General features: G+C 38.3%; 15 protein-coding genes and 2 pseudogenes. 5 read left to right on the top strand and 12 right to left on the bottom strand.

Going from position 1 to position 15,903, the window contains the following annotated elements:
• Positions 1-20: 20 nt before the first annotated feature.
• The 11 genes and pseudogenes from AC6CHS_RS09600 to AC6CHS_RS09550 all read right to left on the bottom strand — a co-directional run bounded on the left by AC6CHS_RS09600 (position 21) and on the right by AC6CHS_RS09550 (position 11,926).
• Positions 21-1,322, bottom strand: a complete 1,302-nt coding sequence (locus AC6CHS_RS09600) for an extracellular solute-binding protein (RefSeq protein ID WP_498235802.1) — start codon at positions 1,320-1,322, stop codon at positions 21-23.
• Positions 1,323-1,634: 312 nt separating this feature from the next.
• Positions 1,635-2,012, bottom strand: coding sequence for a phospho-sugar glycosidase domain-containing protein (locus AC6CHS_RS09595; protein WP_498236465.1), 378 nt, complete (start codon positions 2,010-2,012; stop codon positions 1,635-1,637).
• 45 nt (positions 2,013-2,057) lie between these two features.
• Positions 2,058-2,756, bottom strand: a pseudogene (locus AC6CHS_RS09590) (DUF871 domain-containing protein); the annotation flags it as partial.
• Positions 2,757-2,783: 27 nt separating this feature from the next.
• Entirely contained in the window at positions 2,784-4,292 is a 1,509-nt protein-coding gene (locus AC6CHS_RS09585; RefSeq protein ID WP_498235801.1) for a response regulator transcription factor, read from the bottom strand.
• Positions 4,293-4,296: 4 nt separating this feature from the next.
• Complete coding sequence (locus tag AC6CHS_RS09580) at positions 4,297-6,033, bottom strand: sensor histidine kinase (protein WP_498235800.1); 1,737 nt, start codon at positions 6,031-6,033, stop codon at positions 4,297-4,299.
• Between the two features lie 41 nt (positions 6,034-6,074).
• Complete coding sequence (locus tag AC6CHS_RS09575; protein WP_498235799.1) at positions 6,075-6,797, bottom strand: GntR family transcriptional regulator; 723 nt, start codon at positions 6,795-6,797, stop codon at positions 6,075-6,077.
• Between the two features lie 15 nt (positions 6,798-6,812).
• Positions 6,813-7,826: a sugar kinase gene (locus AC6CHS_RS09570; protein WP_498235798.1), complete on the bottom strand. Its 1,014-nt coding sequence runs from the start codon at positions 7,824-7,826 to the stop codon at positions 6,813-6,815.
• On the bottom strand, positions 7,819-8,574 hold the full coding sequence (gene dagF, locus AC6CHS_RS09565) for a 2-dehydro-3-deoxy-phosphogluconate aldolase (RefSeq protein ID WP_498236463.1): 756 nt from the start codon (positions 8,572-8,574) through the stop codon (positions 7,819-7,821). Before dagF ends, AC6CHS_RS09570 begins: the two co-directional genes overlap by 8 nt.
• Positions 8,571-9,677: a DgaE family pyridoxal phosphate-dependent ammonia lyase gene (locus AC6CHS_RS09560; RefSeq protein WP_498235797.1), complete on the bottom strand. Its 1,107-nt coding sequence runs from the start codon at positions 9,675-9,677 to the stop codon at positions 8,571-8,573. The genes dagF and AC6CHS_RS09560 overlap by 4 nt, the downstream gene beginning before the upstream one ends.
• Entirely contained in the window at positions 9,655-10,758 is a 1,104-nt protein-coding gene (locus AC6CHS_RS09555; RefSeq protein WP_498235796.1) for an amidohydrolase/deacetylase family metallohydrolase, read from the bottom strand. Before AC6CHS_RS09555 ends, AC6CHS_RS09560 begins: the two co-directional genes overlap by 23 nt.
• A gap of 415 nt (positions 10,759-11,173) precedes the next feature.
• The gene (locus AC6CHS_RS09550) at positions 11,174-11,926 is read right to left on the bottom strand and encodes an SDR family oxidoreductase (RefSeq protein ID WP_498235795.1); all 753 of its coding nucleotides are present in this window, start codon (positions 11,924-11,926) and stop codon (positions 11,174-11,176) included.
• A gap of 289 nt (positions 11,927-12,215) precedes the next feature.
• On the opposite strand from AC6CHS_RS09550, the gene AC6CHS_RS09545 reads away from it, so the two are divergent.
• Positions 12,216-12,755: a TetR/AcrR family transcriptional regulator gene (locus tag AC6CHS_RS09545; RefSeq protein WP_498235794.1), complete on the top strand. Its 540-nt coding sequence runs from the start codon at positions 12,216-12,218 to the stop codon at positions 12,753-12,755.
• A gap of 327 nt (positions 12,756-13,082) precedes the next feature.
• Positions 13,083-13,664, top strand: coding sequence for a TetR/AcrR family transcriptional regulator (locus tag AC6CHS_RS09540; protein WP_498235793.1), 582 nt, complete (start codon positions 13,083-13,085; stop codon positions 13,662-13,664).
• 94 nt (positions 13,665-13,758) lie between these two features.
• On the opposite strand, the gene AC6CHS_RS09535 is transcribed toward AC6CHS_RS09540, so the two are convergent.
• Positions 13,759-13,887: a hypothetical protein gene (locus AC6CHS_RS09535; protein ID WP_498235792.1), complete on the bottom strand. Its 129-nt coding sequence runs from the start codon at positions 13,885-13,887 to the stop codon at positions 13,759-13,761.
• A 479-nt stretch (positions 13,888-14,366) separates the two neighbouring features.
• On the opposite strand from AC6CHS_RS09535, the gene AC6CHS_RS09530 reads away from it, so the two are divergent.
• The 3 genes and pseudogenes from AC6CHS_RS09530 to AC6CHS_RS09520 all read left to right on the top strand — a co-directional run bounded on the left by AC6CHS_RS09530 (position 14,367) and on the right by AC6CHS_RS09520 (position 15,891).
• Positions 14,367-14,786, top strand: a complete 420-nt coding sequence (locus AC6CHS_RS09530) for a hypothetical protein (RefSeq protein WP_498235791.1) — start codon at positions 14,367-14,369, stop codon at positions 14,784-14,786.
• Between the two features lie 93 nt (positions 14,787-14,879).
• Positions 14,880-15,529 (top strand): annotated as a pseudogene (locus tag AC6CHS_RS09525) (peroxiredoxin-like family protein).
• Between the two features lie 131 nt (positions 15,530-15,660).
• A complete protein-coding gene (locus AC6CHS_RS09520) occupies positions 15,661-15,891 on the top strand; it encodes a hypothetical protein (protein ID WP_498235790.1) in 231 nt (76 codons plus the stop codon).
• The last annotated feature ends 12 nt before the right edge of the window (positions 15,892-15,903 follow it).

Genomic DNA, 15,903 nt, shown 5'->3' with positions numbered 1-15,903 from the left:
TTTGCTGTATGTTACAGTTCCTATTTATCTGATGTTTGAGCTCTTTGAATATTTTCGGCTATTTTTTCAACATCTCCACCTAACATAATTTCCTGCAATCCATTATTGACTGCTTCAGCACCCGCAGAAGTTAAATATAGATCGTAAACTGGAGCAAACTTAGAATTTTTCACAAGGTTATATGCTTCATAGAAAAGTGGATTAATAACATCTTGATCAAGCTCCAGGTCATACATAACCATTGAATTACTTTCTGCAATTTCTTTTTGTGCTTTTTCGTTACTTAAATAGTAGATTAATTCTAATGCAGCATCTTTAGTAGCGCCTTCTGTTTTACTGCTTAATAAGTAACCGCCACCAGGTCCACCTGTAATCGTATTACCTGCACCTTTTCCATCTTCAATTGCAGGTACAGTTGTAATACCAATATTCTCTAATACATCTTCGGAAACGGAAGTCGATAAACTACTAATCGTCCATGAGCCGTTAATCATCATTGCTGCTTTTTCCTGAGCAAAGTATTGTTCAGCTTGCGTATTATCCAAACTATTTGCACCTTCAGAATAAGCTCCATGATCAACAAGTTCTTTAAAGTGACTTAAAGCGTCAATGAAAGTAGGATCTGTGAATGAGGCGCCTTCTTGTTTAACAGCATCCATAAACCATTCTGTACCAGTTACTCGGTCAGCAATTGCACCAAATGTTGTAGATTGTGCAACCCATGGCGCCTTATTCCCCATTGCTAGAGGCGTAATACCTTTTTCATTAAACACGTCAATTGTTTCAATTAATTCGTCCCATGTCGTTGGAACATCTAAGTTATTTTCCTCAAATAATGACTTGTTGTAATATAAGAAAGAGGTAGATGACATTGCAACAGGGGCTGAATATAATTCTCCGTCATAATTGTATGGATCCAAAGCACCTTCCAAGAATTTATCTTTCCATTCAGGATTTTCTTCAAATATTTCATTTATTGGTTGAATTAAGTTACTTTTTTGAAATTCATCCGTAAAACTACCCGCATAAGTTAAAAATACATCAGGAAGTTCATCTGCTGCGGCGACAGTACTTATTCTTTGGCGGTATCCATCAACTGGAATTGCTTGTTCATCAATTTCAATGTTTGGATGATCCTTTTGGAATTGCGTGATCATATCTCGAACAGTTCTAGCACGCAAATCATCCCCGGCAAAGTTATGCCAAATTGATAGTTTTAATTTATCAGAATCGTTACCTGAGGCTTTATCATCTCCACCTCCTGCACTACACCCAACTAAAGCGAGAAAAAGAACTAATAGTATTAATAATAACTTTTTCATGTATAACCACCCCTTTTTATTCTATATTTTAAGTTTATAATAGCGCTTACATTATAGTAAGGTGGGTATTTTACGGATAGGGGGTGACAAATCAAAGTAACTTCTAAAAATTCAAAATTTTATTTGTCTGCCATATTACATCATGCCGCTGATATCCTTCAGATTCCCCTTCGCTTTCCCACCCTTGCTAATAGCTATATACCAAGCCCTACAAGGTAGTTCTGGAGTTTAGACCCGTTAAAGTTATTCCATAATGGCCGAAGAAAAAGAACGATTTCTTAAAAGAATTCGTTCTTAAATATGTTTCATCGTTTAATTAACTCTTTTGGCCTTTTTCTTTTTACCACTTTTATTATCCACGAATTTGAAGGAACTCCATGGTTCAATGTAATTCAGTAGAAATAATTCTTCAGGGACCACTTTTGCAACAATGTTTTTCCTTTCATCTTCTGGTATTTCTTTTAAAACAATTTGAAGCTCCGCCTTATATTTCCCGAAAGAATTGTTGCCTATTACTACATCACCAACTTTTTGTTTTTTCACTGAAAGTAGAGGAATGTCGAAGTTAGAGAATTTCTTCCTTACCTCGGTGGAACGAACCAAGTATTCACTAATATCTCCTCTTCGTACATGTTTCTCCTCAAAAATGATTTGTTTCTCTACAGAAGATATCCTTTCCTCTAATTCGATTTCAACTTCTAATAAATATCGGTTCAAACTTCCTAATGAGATAAGTTCTTCATCACTTGCATATGCATTGCCAATAATCACATCATCAATTAAGCCGGTAGCCCATAAATGTTTAGCTTGAACGTGAATAGGTAGATTCCTATGTTCTTCCAAAGTACATAATCCATCATTAATATTCCAAGGTCCTATATGACCACTTGAGGAAGACAGAAATGCCGCTGTTCTAATTCCATGTTCCTTAAATCTCTTAGAACATCTAACAAAAAAATCGTAAGACAAGCCTGTGAATCTTTGTGGATAAAAATTATGGCAACCAATAATGTTATGTTTATTCGGTTGATGTGAAAGGATATTATTTAGATAGTCAATGTCATTACTCATATTTAATTCAATTTTTAAATTGAATCTATTAAAAGTTAAATTTGCTTCCGTTTTCCCATCAAATACGTCATCTAAGCGGATACCATCCGCACCTAATTGTGCAAAGAAGCTAAGATCATTATAACTAATTCCAAGGCGAGCAAACACGCCTGGGGATACATCCAAAATAACTTCCAAATCTAGTTCCTTTGCAAAAAATATAATTTCTTTAAATTTATGTGCAATTTCTTCTTTTGGTTCTTCTGCTGAAAGCAAGCATGTAAACACACGAGAAAATCCATTCTCCTTAGCTAATTTTAAATACCTTTTATCGTCTTCTAGAGAAGATCTTTCCGGATAAATAGATACTCCAAGTTGCCTCATAAAACTATCTCTCCCTTTTTAGTACACTTATTTACTTTGGAAATGACCATTCCTATATTGTGTGGGTGTCATATTGTAATGTCCTTTAAAAATTTTCGTGAAATATTTACTGTCGTTATACCCTACTAATTGAGCTATTTCCTTAATACTTATTGAGGTGTAAGTAAGGTAATCAACAGCTTTTTTAATCCGTAAATCTGTTAAAAGCTCCAAATATGATTTTCCGGTTTTCTTGCGTATGACTTCGCTTAAATAATTGGGATGAATGGATATCTTATCAGCGACTTCCTTAAGCGAAATCGGTTCTCCAAGGTGGCCTTCCATATATAAAATTGAATCCTCGACATAATTAGCACTCTTATTGTAACTAGACTTAAAATTATTTAATATAACCCAAAATTTCGAAAATAACTCTTCCTTTGGATGTTTAAACCAATTAGCTACAGGCTGCAATGATTCATAATTCCCACGTTCCTTAGTGCCCAAAAGGAAATTAATAGCTCTAATACTCTCGATATACAAATTTTCCACATAGAATTGAATGGATTCCGGCGTTGCCTCGGGATGGGAAAACAACCAGTTAACAAAATCCGTGACCCAGCTTTTTAATTTTTCTTCATTTCCTTCTTTTAAACAGTTGATTAATTCATTTTTATGCTTTACTGCAAATTCATGATAAGAGATACCATTTCGTTTCATTATATCCTGCTCATTTAATATCGTACGCTCTGGCAAAATCCATTGGTATGGGGTTAATTCTTTCACTTGTTTATACAAATTTGGTAGTTCATCTAATGAGCTTACAATTGAACTTACGATAATCGGCTTCTGATAAATTTCCTTCACTTTTCTTGAGGCAATTTGCAAAAGATAATCATCATTTAAATACTTTTCCCGCTTCGTTATGATCAATGTATGAATATGATTACTAACCCACTTGCCATTGATAATGGTATTCCAAAATTCTTCGTGGTTTTGAATGATTTTAGAACTAGTAGGGGAATCAATAAGAATAAGCTGATAGGGTGGTTCCTTTAAAATCGGAACAGATTCTATCAATTGCTTATAATCGAATGCTTTAGACTTTTGTAGTAAAGCTTCCCTTAATTGAAAGTCAATGTGACGCTCATCCGCTGATTCTTTTAAGTTATTATATTCCTTCACTTTTTCAACTCTTTTTCTAGCTCTTTCTACAGCTGATACAATCTCATCGGGAGAGCTAGTTTTCAACAAATAATCGCAAACATTTTGACGAATAGCCTCTTGAACATAATCAAAATCGTCGTAGCCCGTTAATAATATGGTCTCAATCTGGTAATCATTCTCTGCAATATAGGTGACTAATTCTAACCCCGTCATCCCTCTCATTCGGATATCTGAAATCAAAATGTCTGGACATTCCGTTTCTAATTGCTCAATCACTTCTTCCGCAGACGAAACTGGTTTTAATAAAGTAAAACCATGTTCTATCCAGGGTATTACATTGGAAATGCCTTCTCGAATTATAACCTCATCATCAGCAATTAAAACTTTCATCACTTCATCTTCCTTTTATTGGAACAGAAAAACTGACTATTGTTCCTTTGTTTATCTTGCTAGCAATATTCAATCGCGATGCTCGCCCGAAATGTAAAATGAGTCTCAAGTTTACATTTCGTAGACCGTAGTTTTTCCCAATGACAACTTCAGTGTCTTGATCTTCGATAAACTGTTCATTTAGTCCTTTGACCTTCTCATCATGCATTCCTATCCCATTGTCTTCTACAGAAAAACGCATATAGCCGTCTTGCTCTTTTGCGATTACATGTATCATTCCGTAGTGATCATTAAGCGGAAAAAAACCATGATTTATACTATTTTCTATTAAAGGTTGAAGGATAAGCTTCAATGTTAGGTTTTGTTTTATTTCATCTGGTATTGATAAATCCATTTGAAAACTATTTGGGTATCGTATTTTTTGAATCTCTAAATAATGAATTAAGCTGCCTACTTCTTGTTCTACCGTACAATATTCATTTCCCTTGTTAAGACTGAACCTTAAGAAGTTGCTTAAAGAGGAGACAACCTTTGATATATCATATGACTTTGTACTTAATGCAATCCAATGGACAGAAGCTAAGGTGTTATATAAAAAGTGTGGGTTTATTTGCGATTGAAGTGCTAACAAATCCACTTGACGCTTAATGGACTCATTTTTTTTCACCTTATCCATTAATGCAACAATTCGGTCGTTGAGGTCATTGTAGCTTCTTATCAATTCACCGATCTCATTATCCGTGTAGGAGTCAACTGTTTTCAAATTCTCTCCTGGATTCGACCTTTTTATGGATTCGGTTAAAGCCGTCAACGGGCTAAACACCTTCGAAATAAAAAAGATAACAAGACAGGTAACAAGGAGTGCTGCCAAAATAACTGAATAAACAGTTAACCAAAGAAAATAACGATTCTGTGAGCTATATTCTTCAAAAGGGATTACTTCTACCAGATTCCAATTCACAGATGGGATTCCCTTAGTGAAAACAGTTGCCTTTTTTTGTGCAAATTCAAAGACAAAGTTTTCGTCACTGTCTCGATCCTTAATAAATGTACTCAATTTTGATAGATCTAAATCATCTGTCGCTCCATCTCTGTTCTCTGCCAACACTTTACCATTATTCATAATGAATATAGAACCTTTCCATTCAAGGTCAATGGAATTCAAATATTCTCTAATCACACTCTGATCTAAACTTATAGATAAATATCCCAACGGCTTATAATTATTCGTACTTCTAATGAATCTAGTCATCGTGATCGTCTCTTTTTGTCCCTTTAATGACTGATTTGTTTCCTTATTAGACCACCATTTATTTTTGGTTATATCATTAAATTTATAATCTTTATCTAGTGTCGTTAAATTAGTTGCTATATTTGGATTACCATTAAAGGGAATTATTAAAATATTTTCAATGTATTTTTTGGGAAATGCGAGATTCGATAGAAAGCCATAAATATCTCTCTGTTGCTTTACAAGATCCCCTTTTTCGGTTAAATAATTTTGAACAGTATGGTTACCAATTAAAAATACGGACATATTCTCAATATCATTTACAATAAACTCCATCGCGTCCTGAAGTTGATTAATTGAACTTTCTCCAGATATGGATGCGCGCTCTTTTGATACATTTATAGTCGTAAAGTAGGAAAACAGGCCTAAAAGGCATATTGGTATTAATACCACAATTAGTATAAAGACAGTTAACTGATTTTTTAAAGATCGACGTAACCATTGTTTCATTAAATGTAAATTCCCATCTTGACATCCTTTTTTAACGAATGTTATTGATTTGAATCATTATAGGAAACTACATAGTTTTGCTTTGCGGTGTTATAGTACCCCTCACTATATTCCACGATATTTCCATCTTCATCGCTAGAACGCCTTATCCTTTTTAAAACGGAAGAGCTTTCTTCTAATTTTAATGCTTTTTTAATATAAGCAGGCGCAACGGAAACTTGGAACTCATCTCGAAATGATTCAGGCCGAATATGATGTTCTTCCAAAAAGCGATATAAAGAAGTGATTTGAACATCCTTTATCTCTTCTTCACTTAATTTCAAAGAAAGATAGTGAATAAAGTAGATATACGGTTCATTATTCAATGAATAAACCCGCTCAATTTTAATACACTGATCTCCAAGTAATGACCTAAGATCCGTGCAGTCTACTAATTCGACCTGCTTAATGCTTAATACATTTTTTGTAATACGGTGGCCTTCCTCAACTAGAATCTCGGTAAAGTGCTTTCCTTTTGCTAGCTTCGCAACGGAAACATTCGCAATCACTTTCGTCCCTCTCCCACTTTTCTTTTCAAGATAACCTTCCTGGACGAGTTCTTTAATTGCATTTCGCACTGTGATTTTACTGACAGTGAATTCATTTTCCAATTGAGGTTCGGAGGGAATGTATGTATTTAGAGCGTACTCGCCATTTAAAACGCGATCTTTTAATATTTCTTTAATTTGTATATACAGTGGACCTTTCGTTTTCTTCACCATCATTTCCATTCTCCTACCTTACCGTTTAATATCTTCAATCGTTCCCGCCATCGCCGACAGCATTTCCGTTTCTGACGCGGCCGGGGTATCCCCAACAATCGTACAAGCAAGCATACCTGCAGTTGCTGCGAACTCCACTGTTTTCGTTTCAGGAAAACCAGCAAGTTCTCCATGCAAAACCCCACTTGTAAAAGCATCACCTGCGCCAATTCTATCCAATACAGAAAAGCGTAATGGCTTCGAGAACACAAATGTATCCTGTTTATAAATATAGCCCCGAAGTGAATGTGTATTATCACCATTAATGGATCGATGCGTACCAGCAATTATCTGGATATTGAACATCTTTGCTACCTTTGGAATAAGATCTTTTAATTGTGCCTCTCTTGATGTTTTATCTGTCTCCATTTCTAAAATAAACTTGGCATCTTGTTCATTCATCATCACGATATCTGCTAAAGAGAGGAAATCTTCATAATGTGGTTTTGCTTGAGCATATCCCCCGCTCCATAATGAAGGGCGATAGTTACAATCAAAGCAAACAAGGCCACCTTTTTCTTTCACTTTTTGAGCAAGTATCTTCATGTTCTCACGGACTTGATCTGTCATCGCAAGTGTAATTCCGCAAAAGTGAATAATGTCAGCAGTCTCCGCAATCAAATCCAAATTATAATCGGAAAGCTCCGCTGTATTAAAACTGCTTTCCAAACGATTCGTATAGGTCACTCGACTTGAGCGTTGCCCAAAGCCATTTTCTAAAAAGTACATTCCGATATAGTTACCACCCTTGGAAATAAAGGTCCTCTCGATCCCTAAACGTTGTAGGGAAGCAACAGCAGCATCGCCTAGAGGATTACTCGGTAATTTTGTGACAAGGTATCCATCATAGCCAAACTTCGTCATTGCAGAAACTACATTCACCCCTGTGCCTGAAAAGGAGTATTGTAGGGTATTCGCTTGTGCAAGCAGCTCATAACCTGGTGCCATCAAACGCATCATAACTTCCCCAAATGCAACTACTTTTTTAGGCATATTTTGCAACCAACTCTTTTGTGATGGCAAGCAGTTTTCTTACGTCTTCCTCATTTGTCTCTCCTGTTTCTTTGTTAATAATCGAAGAATAGACATGTGGAATAATCTTTGGCACTTTTGCTTCTAATGCAATTTCCAAGATGGTCGCGAAGTTATCCAGATCAATCCCGCCAGTTGGTTCTAAAGCAAATCCATCCTCTCCACAAACTTTTGCGACCTTACGATACTCATCTTCATGCTTTAAACCCTTCATTGGGAAATATTTTAAGGCATTCCCTCCCATATCACGAACAAGGGCAATGGCTGCTTCAATCGGAACAATAGCTGCCTCCCCTACCACAGCACTATAGGGACCTGTCGAAATATTAACGTAGCCAATTTGACCTGTTGGAGATACAAGGGCGTTGATCCAGCTATCCTTTTCTCCTAAATTTGCCCGTGTAGCTCCAACTGACGGGAATACTTGGTTAATGTGGCTACCAGGATAATATGTAGCAATGTCCGATACAACCGCAGCCTGTCTATTGTCACCGGCACCTAAACCAATGGAAACACTGTTATCGATTGCTTCCCCATATTCCTTCATTGCCTTAACAGCTGTGTCTACTGTAGGATAATCCTTTGAAAGCACCCCCACTAATGCATGGCCTTCCGCGGCTTCAAAAACATGTTTAGCGTTTTCGACACTATTGGCTAATACATTTAAAGCAACACGGTTTTGATAGAAACGTTTTTCGATGTTCATTATTCTTGTCCTCCCAAAATTGCTTTTAATCTCTCTTCAATTAAATAAATTTCCTCGCCTTGTAATGGACGTGGATCAATATCGAAAAAGCCTTGACGTACCCCGTAATCTCTTGTATAAATCGCAATTTCTCCATTCTTTAGCTTGTCATTTACTTCCTTTGCTGTGGTGTTGGAAGCAGCTGGGTCAATATGTATCCGTGCTCGATAGATTTCTCGTCCCGCTTCATCTTGTACAATCTCTACTTTTACTCCTTCCAATGACTGGAGTGATGTTAGCACCTCAAGACTGGCCTTTTCCTTTTTACTATTGTCCTTTTTGACAAAAAACTCGTCCAATGCTTGCAACAGGCCAAAGGTTGTTTCCTTCCCAACCTTCATACTCCGGCCGATACAATGCATTTGTACTTTTAACCATTCCATGTATTTTTTCTTTCCAGCAACGATTCCAGATGTAGGTCCCTCGATGGATTTTGAACCGCTATAGATGGCTAAATCTGACACTTGTACATATTTTTTAACATCTTCCTCCGCGGCTGCATCCACGATTAGTGGCACATTATTGGCTTTAGCAACCTCCCAAGCTTCTTCCACAGATATCATGTTTTTTTGAACAGCATGATGTGACTTAACGTATAGAATGGCGGCTGTATTTTCATTTATTGCCTCGGCAATATGCTCTGCTTTGCCTTCATTGGCATAACCAGCCTCTACTAGTTTTCCACCGCCAAGATATACCATTGTTTCAATTGGTGCACCATATTGTACGTTATGGCCTTTTAGTAAAACAATTTCGTTTTTTGAGATCACATCTTGGTGAAGCCGTTCACTCTTGCGAAGATTCCCTTCCGTGACAAGGCCTGCGATGGATAACGCAATCCCGCTTGATGCAGAGTTTACGACGATTGCAGCTTCCGATTCAAGCAGACCGGCAATATGCTCCCCTGCTTTATCAACCAAATCAGCAATTTCCACATAACTTTGACCGCCGATTTTCATGGCTTCCATTACATTATTCGATGGAGCAGAAACACCCAAAATACTCATTCTTCCACTTGCATTGATTACTCTTTTTAACCCATACTTAGCATTCAATGTATTCACCATTCATCACCACTCCTTTTACCACAATCTTTTTATCGTGTTCTCTTTCTTCTCCTTCAGAATCGCTTAACACCACTGACTGATCTTCAACTGAAAACAATGTGAGATTTGCAATATCGCCTGAAGCAATCCTTCCTAATTCAGGCTTTTTCAACCATTTTGCGGCATTAACGGTAACCGCATCTATTATCTCCTGCAGGGAATAACCTAGATATAGAAACTTTGTTAAGAGGTCAGCCATGCTGAACACTGGTCCATGTAACCTGTTCTTTCGATAGATGTCGGTGCTGATGGTGTCAAACTTGATTCCATGTTCTTTTGCCTGCTCTGCTGTACGAAAAGAAAAACTTGCGTTTCCGTGGCCAACATCTAAATGAACGCCTCGTTTTATCGCTTGAAGAAATGTAGGAAGAGGCTCACCTAAATCCCCAAATAGATTATTGCTTTTCCCATTTAAATAATGCGTAAGAATATCCTTTTCTTCCATTAATGCCAGGACTTCCTCAATACCTGGTGGACCAGAGCCAATATGAACCATAAGCGGCAAATTAGTATTCTTAGAAAAATCACGTGCTACTTTTAAAGGTTCCACACCATTTTGACCAACGACACTTTTGCTGATTCTCGCTTTTAGTCCAATGATAAAATCCTTATAGTTCGCTACTGCTTTTAATAGTTCTTCTTCATTCAACCACGTAAGATTGGATAACTCATCAATTTGTTTTAAACCTATCTGTGAAATATTAAGCATGGCAAATACATTGGTTTTTGCCCTTTTCGAATAATTAACCAAGCTATGTATTTGATCTGCGCCTGTACTTCCAGCATCTACAATTGTGGTGACACCTAGTTTATAACCAATCTCGTCAATCTCATCTCCGTATGGATCAAATTCCGGGAAGGCATGTACATGCATATCAATCCAACCACTGGAAACGTAAACATTATTCTTAAAGTCAATAATGTTTTCCCCGATACCTGTATTTGGTGGAACAATGTCTACAATTCTACTATCTGCCACGACAATATCTGAAGAACTTTCATCTAACCTTTTTACATTCCGTAATACGAACCTAACTGTCATGTCTACCCTTCCTTTTGATAAAGTGAACCTTCAATCAGTAGGCGTTTTATTACTTCCCCACTGATTGTTAGTTGAACGAATCGGGGTGTTAGCGTCTGTCTTCTCTTACTTGATGTAATGAAGTGGGAGTCTTACGGACGCTTAATCCGGGATAAATCCAATTATTGTAAGCGGTTACTGTTTTGTATTGATTTTTCTAACTTTTACAAAAGTAGAATAACACTAATGTCATTTTAGGTCAATATAACATTATAATGTCTCAGACTGCTAAAAAGGAATAACAGCAAAATAAAAGGAGCAAATTTTGCTCCTTTTAAAATTGACCTTTTTGTATGCGCAAGTTATTCATTAGAGTATAGTCTTCTAAAGTTCCCTAATCGCTAAATTAACCTTGATTGAGAACCATCTATTTCTCCTACGCGAGACCGCCGTTTGCAAATATAACTTGCCCATTAATCCAGCGACCTGAAGTTGCTAAATATGTTACGGTGTCAGCAATTTCTTCTGGTGTACCAAGACGCTCAACTGGCGCTGCATTAGACAGGTTACGAATTGTTTGTTCATCTTTACCATCTAAAAATAGTTGTGTTGCCGTGGGACCTGGAGCTATGGCATTCACTGTGATATCCTTGCCACGTAATTCTCGAGCCAATATCAAGGTTATGGATTCAACTGCGGCTTTACTTGCAACATATGCCCCGTATGTTGGAAGTTGCGTACGAGTTACCGAGGTAGAAATATTGATAATTGCGCCACCTTTTCTTACACGTCGCGCTGCTTGTTGGGATACCACAAATGTACCGCGAATATTTGTGCGGTGCATTTTATCTAAATCAGCTAAGTTAAGCTCTGTAATAGAGCTGAGTATCATGATACCTGCTGTATTAATTACGACGTCTACTCCACCCAATTTTTCTTCAACTAGATCGAAAGCATTCTCCACAGCTTTTTCATCCGCTACATCTCCACCTATACTAATTGCTTTTCCACCCTGCTTTACAATCTCATTCACCAACGTCTCTGCTTTATGCTTATTGCTTGAATAATGCACAGCAACAGCAATTCCCTTCTTGGCTAATTTTTTTACTATGGCCTGGCCAATCCCACCAGTTCCCCCAGTAACAAGCGCAACGCGCAAATCAGATGTTGTAGTTGATTCTTTTATCATCATATAGCTCCTCATATAGTAGATTTAGGCATGCCTATTTTGCCTATTTTTTCTTACATTTTTGAAGCCGAATGTGAGAGAGGAGTTGCCTCCTTGCATTCTAAGTAACTTGTTTTACGTTCCAATTCCAATGAATTCATATTAATCACTTGGACGAGGGTTGGTTACATTTTTAATAATTTGTAACCCACACCAGTTATTATACCGGATATAGTTACAAAGTCAATATTTTGTAACTTAGCCATCTTACTGTATAATAAACTTCAGAGCAAAACTAGGAGGAAGCACAATGGCTTTACTTACAAAAGAGAAGATTTTTGCTGTTACAGAAGATATCATCATAAAGAAAGGTGTACAAAAAACCACTCTCTCAGATATTGCAAAAGAACTTGGCGTTACTCATGCTGCATTGTACAAACACTACAAAAATAAAGAGGACTTATTACAGCAACTTGCACTTAAGTGGTTAGAAACTACTTCCAAAGAATTATTAGAGTGGGAAGCGCCTAAAGGAGCAAGTTCTGCTATAGCACTCCATGATTGGCTATGGCTTCTGGCTACTACAAAGAAAAAACTCTATCATGATGATAAACGAATGTTTCGATTATATACGGATTATTTAGAGCGAACACAAACCCTTGTTAAAGTTCACTTGGAACAGTTAGCAGAAAAAGCGGAATCCATTAGTGGATTAAAAAATTCCGGTCCTCCTATTATTACGGCATTTGTATATTTTCATAATCCATACTTTGCAGACCGTTGGGATGATATGTTTTATCAGGAGAAGTTTGAAGAGGTATGGAAGCTCATTGCTAACAAACTTCCATAAGCGGTATAGGAAGGGAATAGGATGAAGTTCATTTTATAAAATGCCGAGAAATTAACATATAAAAACGAATCTCCTTCCTTCTTGCATGCTTCCCTTACGAAAGAGCTCATTTTTAGACAAAAAATCAATACATTGACAACCTACCTACCAAATGGTAGGATAAATGTGACACATCTAGTTAACACCTATGTTCCCATTCGGGCTTGGCGTATTTTTATCTAGCTGTACTGATGATTCGACGAGTTCGTTCCACTGCAGTACTTTCGCCCTGCAAGTAACAAGGTGATGGATTGTTGGCAAACTACTACAAGGAGGTAAAGCAGAGACATGACAAATTTATCTACCACTCAAGATGACATTTTGGCTTGTGCACGTTCTCTAATCATCACTGGTGGCTACAACAGTTTCAGCTATGCCGATATAGCTGATGTGGTGGGGATTCGTAAAGCGAGTATCCATTACCACTTCCCAAGTAAGATCGATCTTGTACAAAAGCTGGTTTCGCGGTATCGGCAAGAAGCTAAAGAGGGAATGGCGAACATCGAACTACAGGTATCCGAGCCGCTTGAACAGCTTCGGAGCTATACTGGTTATTGGGAAGCCTGCATCACGGATGCGAGCGCTCCCTTTTGTGTCTGCGCATTATTGGCAAGCCAGCTCCCCGTCCTCCCAGAGAAAGTTGGAGCAGAGGTCCAAGAACATTTCCGCTACCTGTCTGAATGGTTGACATCCGTGCTGGAGCGCGGTGCGCGCGAGGGGCAACTTTACCTTGTTAGTACCCCTCGTGAGGAGGCCGAAACGTTCATGGCAACGGTTCACGGCGCGATGCTTTCGGCACGGGCTTTTGGCGATCCGAAGATATTCGGTATTGTGACTGACCAACTCCTGGAACGTCTCACTGCGCGCTAGCCACGATGGCAATGGGTGCAGGCAATGAACGAAATGAAGGGAGTATAACCTGCCCCCTTCCTTGATTTATCGCCTAGCGTGCAGGCTACACTATCTAGGATAGCCCTCTGTATATACCGTTCATTTCGTTTACCAAATCGGCTGAGGACACCTCGCCGCGTTCTTGTTCACTTTGTTGATCTTCCAGCGTAGTCGCGGTTAGGACCACCCATCCCACGATCATTTATTAGAGATCATGAGGCAAACCGCGCTTGCTAAGCCATGAGGTGACAACAAGAGTGTGTAAGTTTTGTTCAGATTGACAAGTGCACCGACATTTATACTTAAGAAAGCTTGCTTTCAACCTCCCTTCTAGTAGATAGTTGTATTGTTCTCGCCGTACTGCCCATGGGAATCTATAGCTTATTCACGTAATGGTTCTCGCTTTTCGCTGGATGAGACATTCGAACTGACAGTTTCTTCACCGTGTAAGTGCGAAAACCGAATGGAGCTAACTTAGAGACCAAATAAACTATTACCGATTCAATTAGAAAGCTTTTAGCCATTAATATCTGGTCACTAGAAGTAAAAAAATACCTTGTCCTTAAGGACTGGAAGGAGACAATTATGTTTGGAATTTCATCATTTGGCTGGGTTCATACGCTCAGCAGTTTACCCGCTATTCCGCTTGCTATATATATGTTTGCTCGCTACGGAAGGATCGTGCCTCGCTCAAGACCAGGTATCATTTACTTTGTTTCAATGCTGATTGGTGCGATTACCGTTTTTCCTATTGCACATCAGTCGGTCAGCTATATCATTGGAACGACAACTATTCTATTGTTGCTAGTCGGTTACGGCATTGGGAGAAATACGCGCTTTGGGCGTGCGGGCAACTACCTTGAAACAATTTCCCTTAGTTTGACGGCGTTTCTGCTAATGCTACCGACTGTTACCGAGATCCTGACCCGTGTTCCAGACGGCAACCCAATAGCTGCCGATGTAAAATCGCCAATTCTATTGGCCGCTCAAGCCATCCTATTCGTTGCTCTCATTGTTGGTTTGACAGTACAAGTCATTCAATTGCGCAGGCAAGACAGGATGGCAGCAAACGTAACACCTACCGAGATGTCTGGCGAATAAAGCACCATTACCTGACATTCAGCATTAAAATTAGCCAGCAAGTCTTTTTAATTTATAACAAGTTCGACTGAGAAAGTTCCAATTAAAAAGGAGATGCAAAACATGTCATTAACTCAAGCTTTAGCGAAAGCCAAAAAGGAATTTATAGCCCATACACCTTTAGATATTCAAACGGAGATGTTTCGTCAAATCCGAGAGCAACAAGAATCTGATATTGCCTATGGACCGCAGGAAGGGCAAAAGGCAAAGGATTTTACACTAAAGAATGCTGTGGGCGAAGAGGTTAACCTATATGAGGAACTATCCAAAGGTCCTGTTGTCCTGACTTTCTACCGAGGTGGATGGTGCCCGTTTTGCAACAGTCAACTTAAAGCCTATGAGAAACTTCTACCGGAAATCGAAGCCCTTGGAGGACGATTGATCGCGATCAGCCCGCAAAGCCCGGATAACACGCTTCCCAGCAGGAGAAAGAGGAGCTGACCTTTCAAGTTCTAAGCGATACACATGGCCTCGTGGCTGCTTTCTATAACGTCCTTTACGACGTCCCGGAATACATTCAGGAAATTATGAAACAAGTTGGTATGGATTTAATGGAATACAATGCTACGAACCGTTGGGTACTACCTATTCCTTCCACCTTTATGATTGACGAATTCGGAATCGTACGTTCTGTTTACGTAAATCCGGACTTTATGCAGCGGTTGGATCCAGAAAATATTTTGCATGAATTAAGAAAGCTGTAATTTGATTGATGTCTTGGCGGAACAGCCATAATCGCTCCCTCCTAGATACAAAAAAGATGGAAAAAGTACTTCCTAAATTTAGTGCACTCCAAATATCAATATATAAAAATTGATGCTTGGGGTGTTTTCATATGGAAAATATAGTGATACATGTATTGGGTATATTGGAACGTCAACAAGCTTTAACAAAAGTAAATGGAGCAAGGAAAGAAATAATAAATTGTGAGGCTGAGATTAATGCTATTAGTAGATTAGTAGCCTCGATTGTTGCTATTATTAATCCACATATATTCATTTTTTGTGAGAGTGAACTGGAGGAAACCTATTTTTTTTCAGTCGTTACAGGACGCAACAAAAATTAACGTTAGGAGAAA

The sequence above is a fragment of the Oceanobacillus sp. GQ8 genome (assembly GCF_059758495.1).
Note: the sequence above shows the minus strand (reverse complement) of the source record. Positions and strands in the feature narration are given on the sequence as shown.

Excerpts from the sequence above, each read along its gene's own strand:
- AC6CHS_RS09600 (WP_498235802.1), bottom strand. The coding sequence starts at position 1,322 with ATGAAAAAGTTATTATTAATACTATTAGTTCTTTTTCTCGCTTTAGTT.
- AC6CHS_RS09585 (WP_498235801.1), bottom strand. The coding sequence starts at position 4,292 with ATGAAAGTTTTAATTGCTGATGATGAGGTTATAATTCGAGAAGGCATT.
- AC6CHS_RS09580 (WP_498235800.1), bottom strand. The coding sequence starts at position 6,033 with ATGAAACAATGGTTACGTCGATCTTTAAAAAATCAGTTAACTGTCTTT.
- AC6CHS_RS09575 (WP_498235799.1), bottom strand. The coding sequence starts at position 6,797 with ATGATGGTGAAGAAAACGAAAGGTCCACTGTATATACAAATTAAAGAA.
- AC6CHS_RS09570 (WP_498235798.1), bottom strand. The coding sequence starts at position 7,826 with ATGCCTAAAAAAGTAGTTGCATTTGGGGAAGTTATGATGCGTTTGATG.
- AC6CHS_RS09560 (WP_498235797.1), bottom strand. The coding sequence starts at position 9,677 with ATGGTGAATACATTGAATGCTAAGTATGGGTTAAAAAGAGTAATCAAT.
- AC6CHS_RS09555 (WP_498235796.1), bottom strand. The coding sequence starts at position 10,758 with ATGACAGTTAGGTTCGTATTACGGAATGTAAAAAGGTTAGATGAAAGT.
- AC6CHS_RS09550 (WP_498235795.1), bottom strand. The coding sequence starts at position 11,926 with ATGATAAAAGAATCAACTACAACATCTGATTTGCGCGTTGCGCTTGTT.
- AC6CHS_RS09545 (WP_498235794.1), top strand. The coding sequence starts at position 12,216 with ATGGCTTTACTTACAAAAGAGAAGATTTTTGCTGTTACAGAAGATATC.
- AC6CHS_RS09540 (WP_498235793.1), top strand. The coding sequence starts at position 13,083 with ATGACAAATTTATCTACCACTCAAGATGACATTTTGGCTTGTGCACGT.
- AC6CHS_RS09535 (WP_498235792.1), bottom strand. The coding sequence starts at position 13,887 with ATGATCGTGGGATGGGTGGTCCTAACCGCGACTACGCTGGAAGATCAA.
- AC6CHS_RS09520 (WP_498235790.1), top strand. The coding sequence starts at position 15,661 with ATGGAAAATATAGTGATACATGTATTGGGTATATTGGAACGTCAACAA.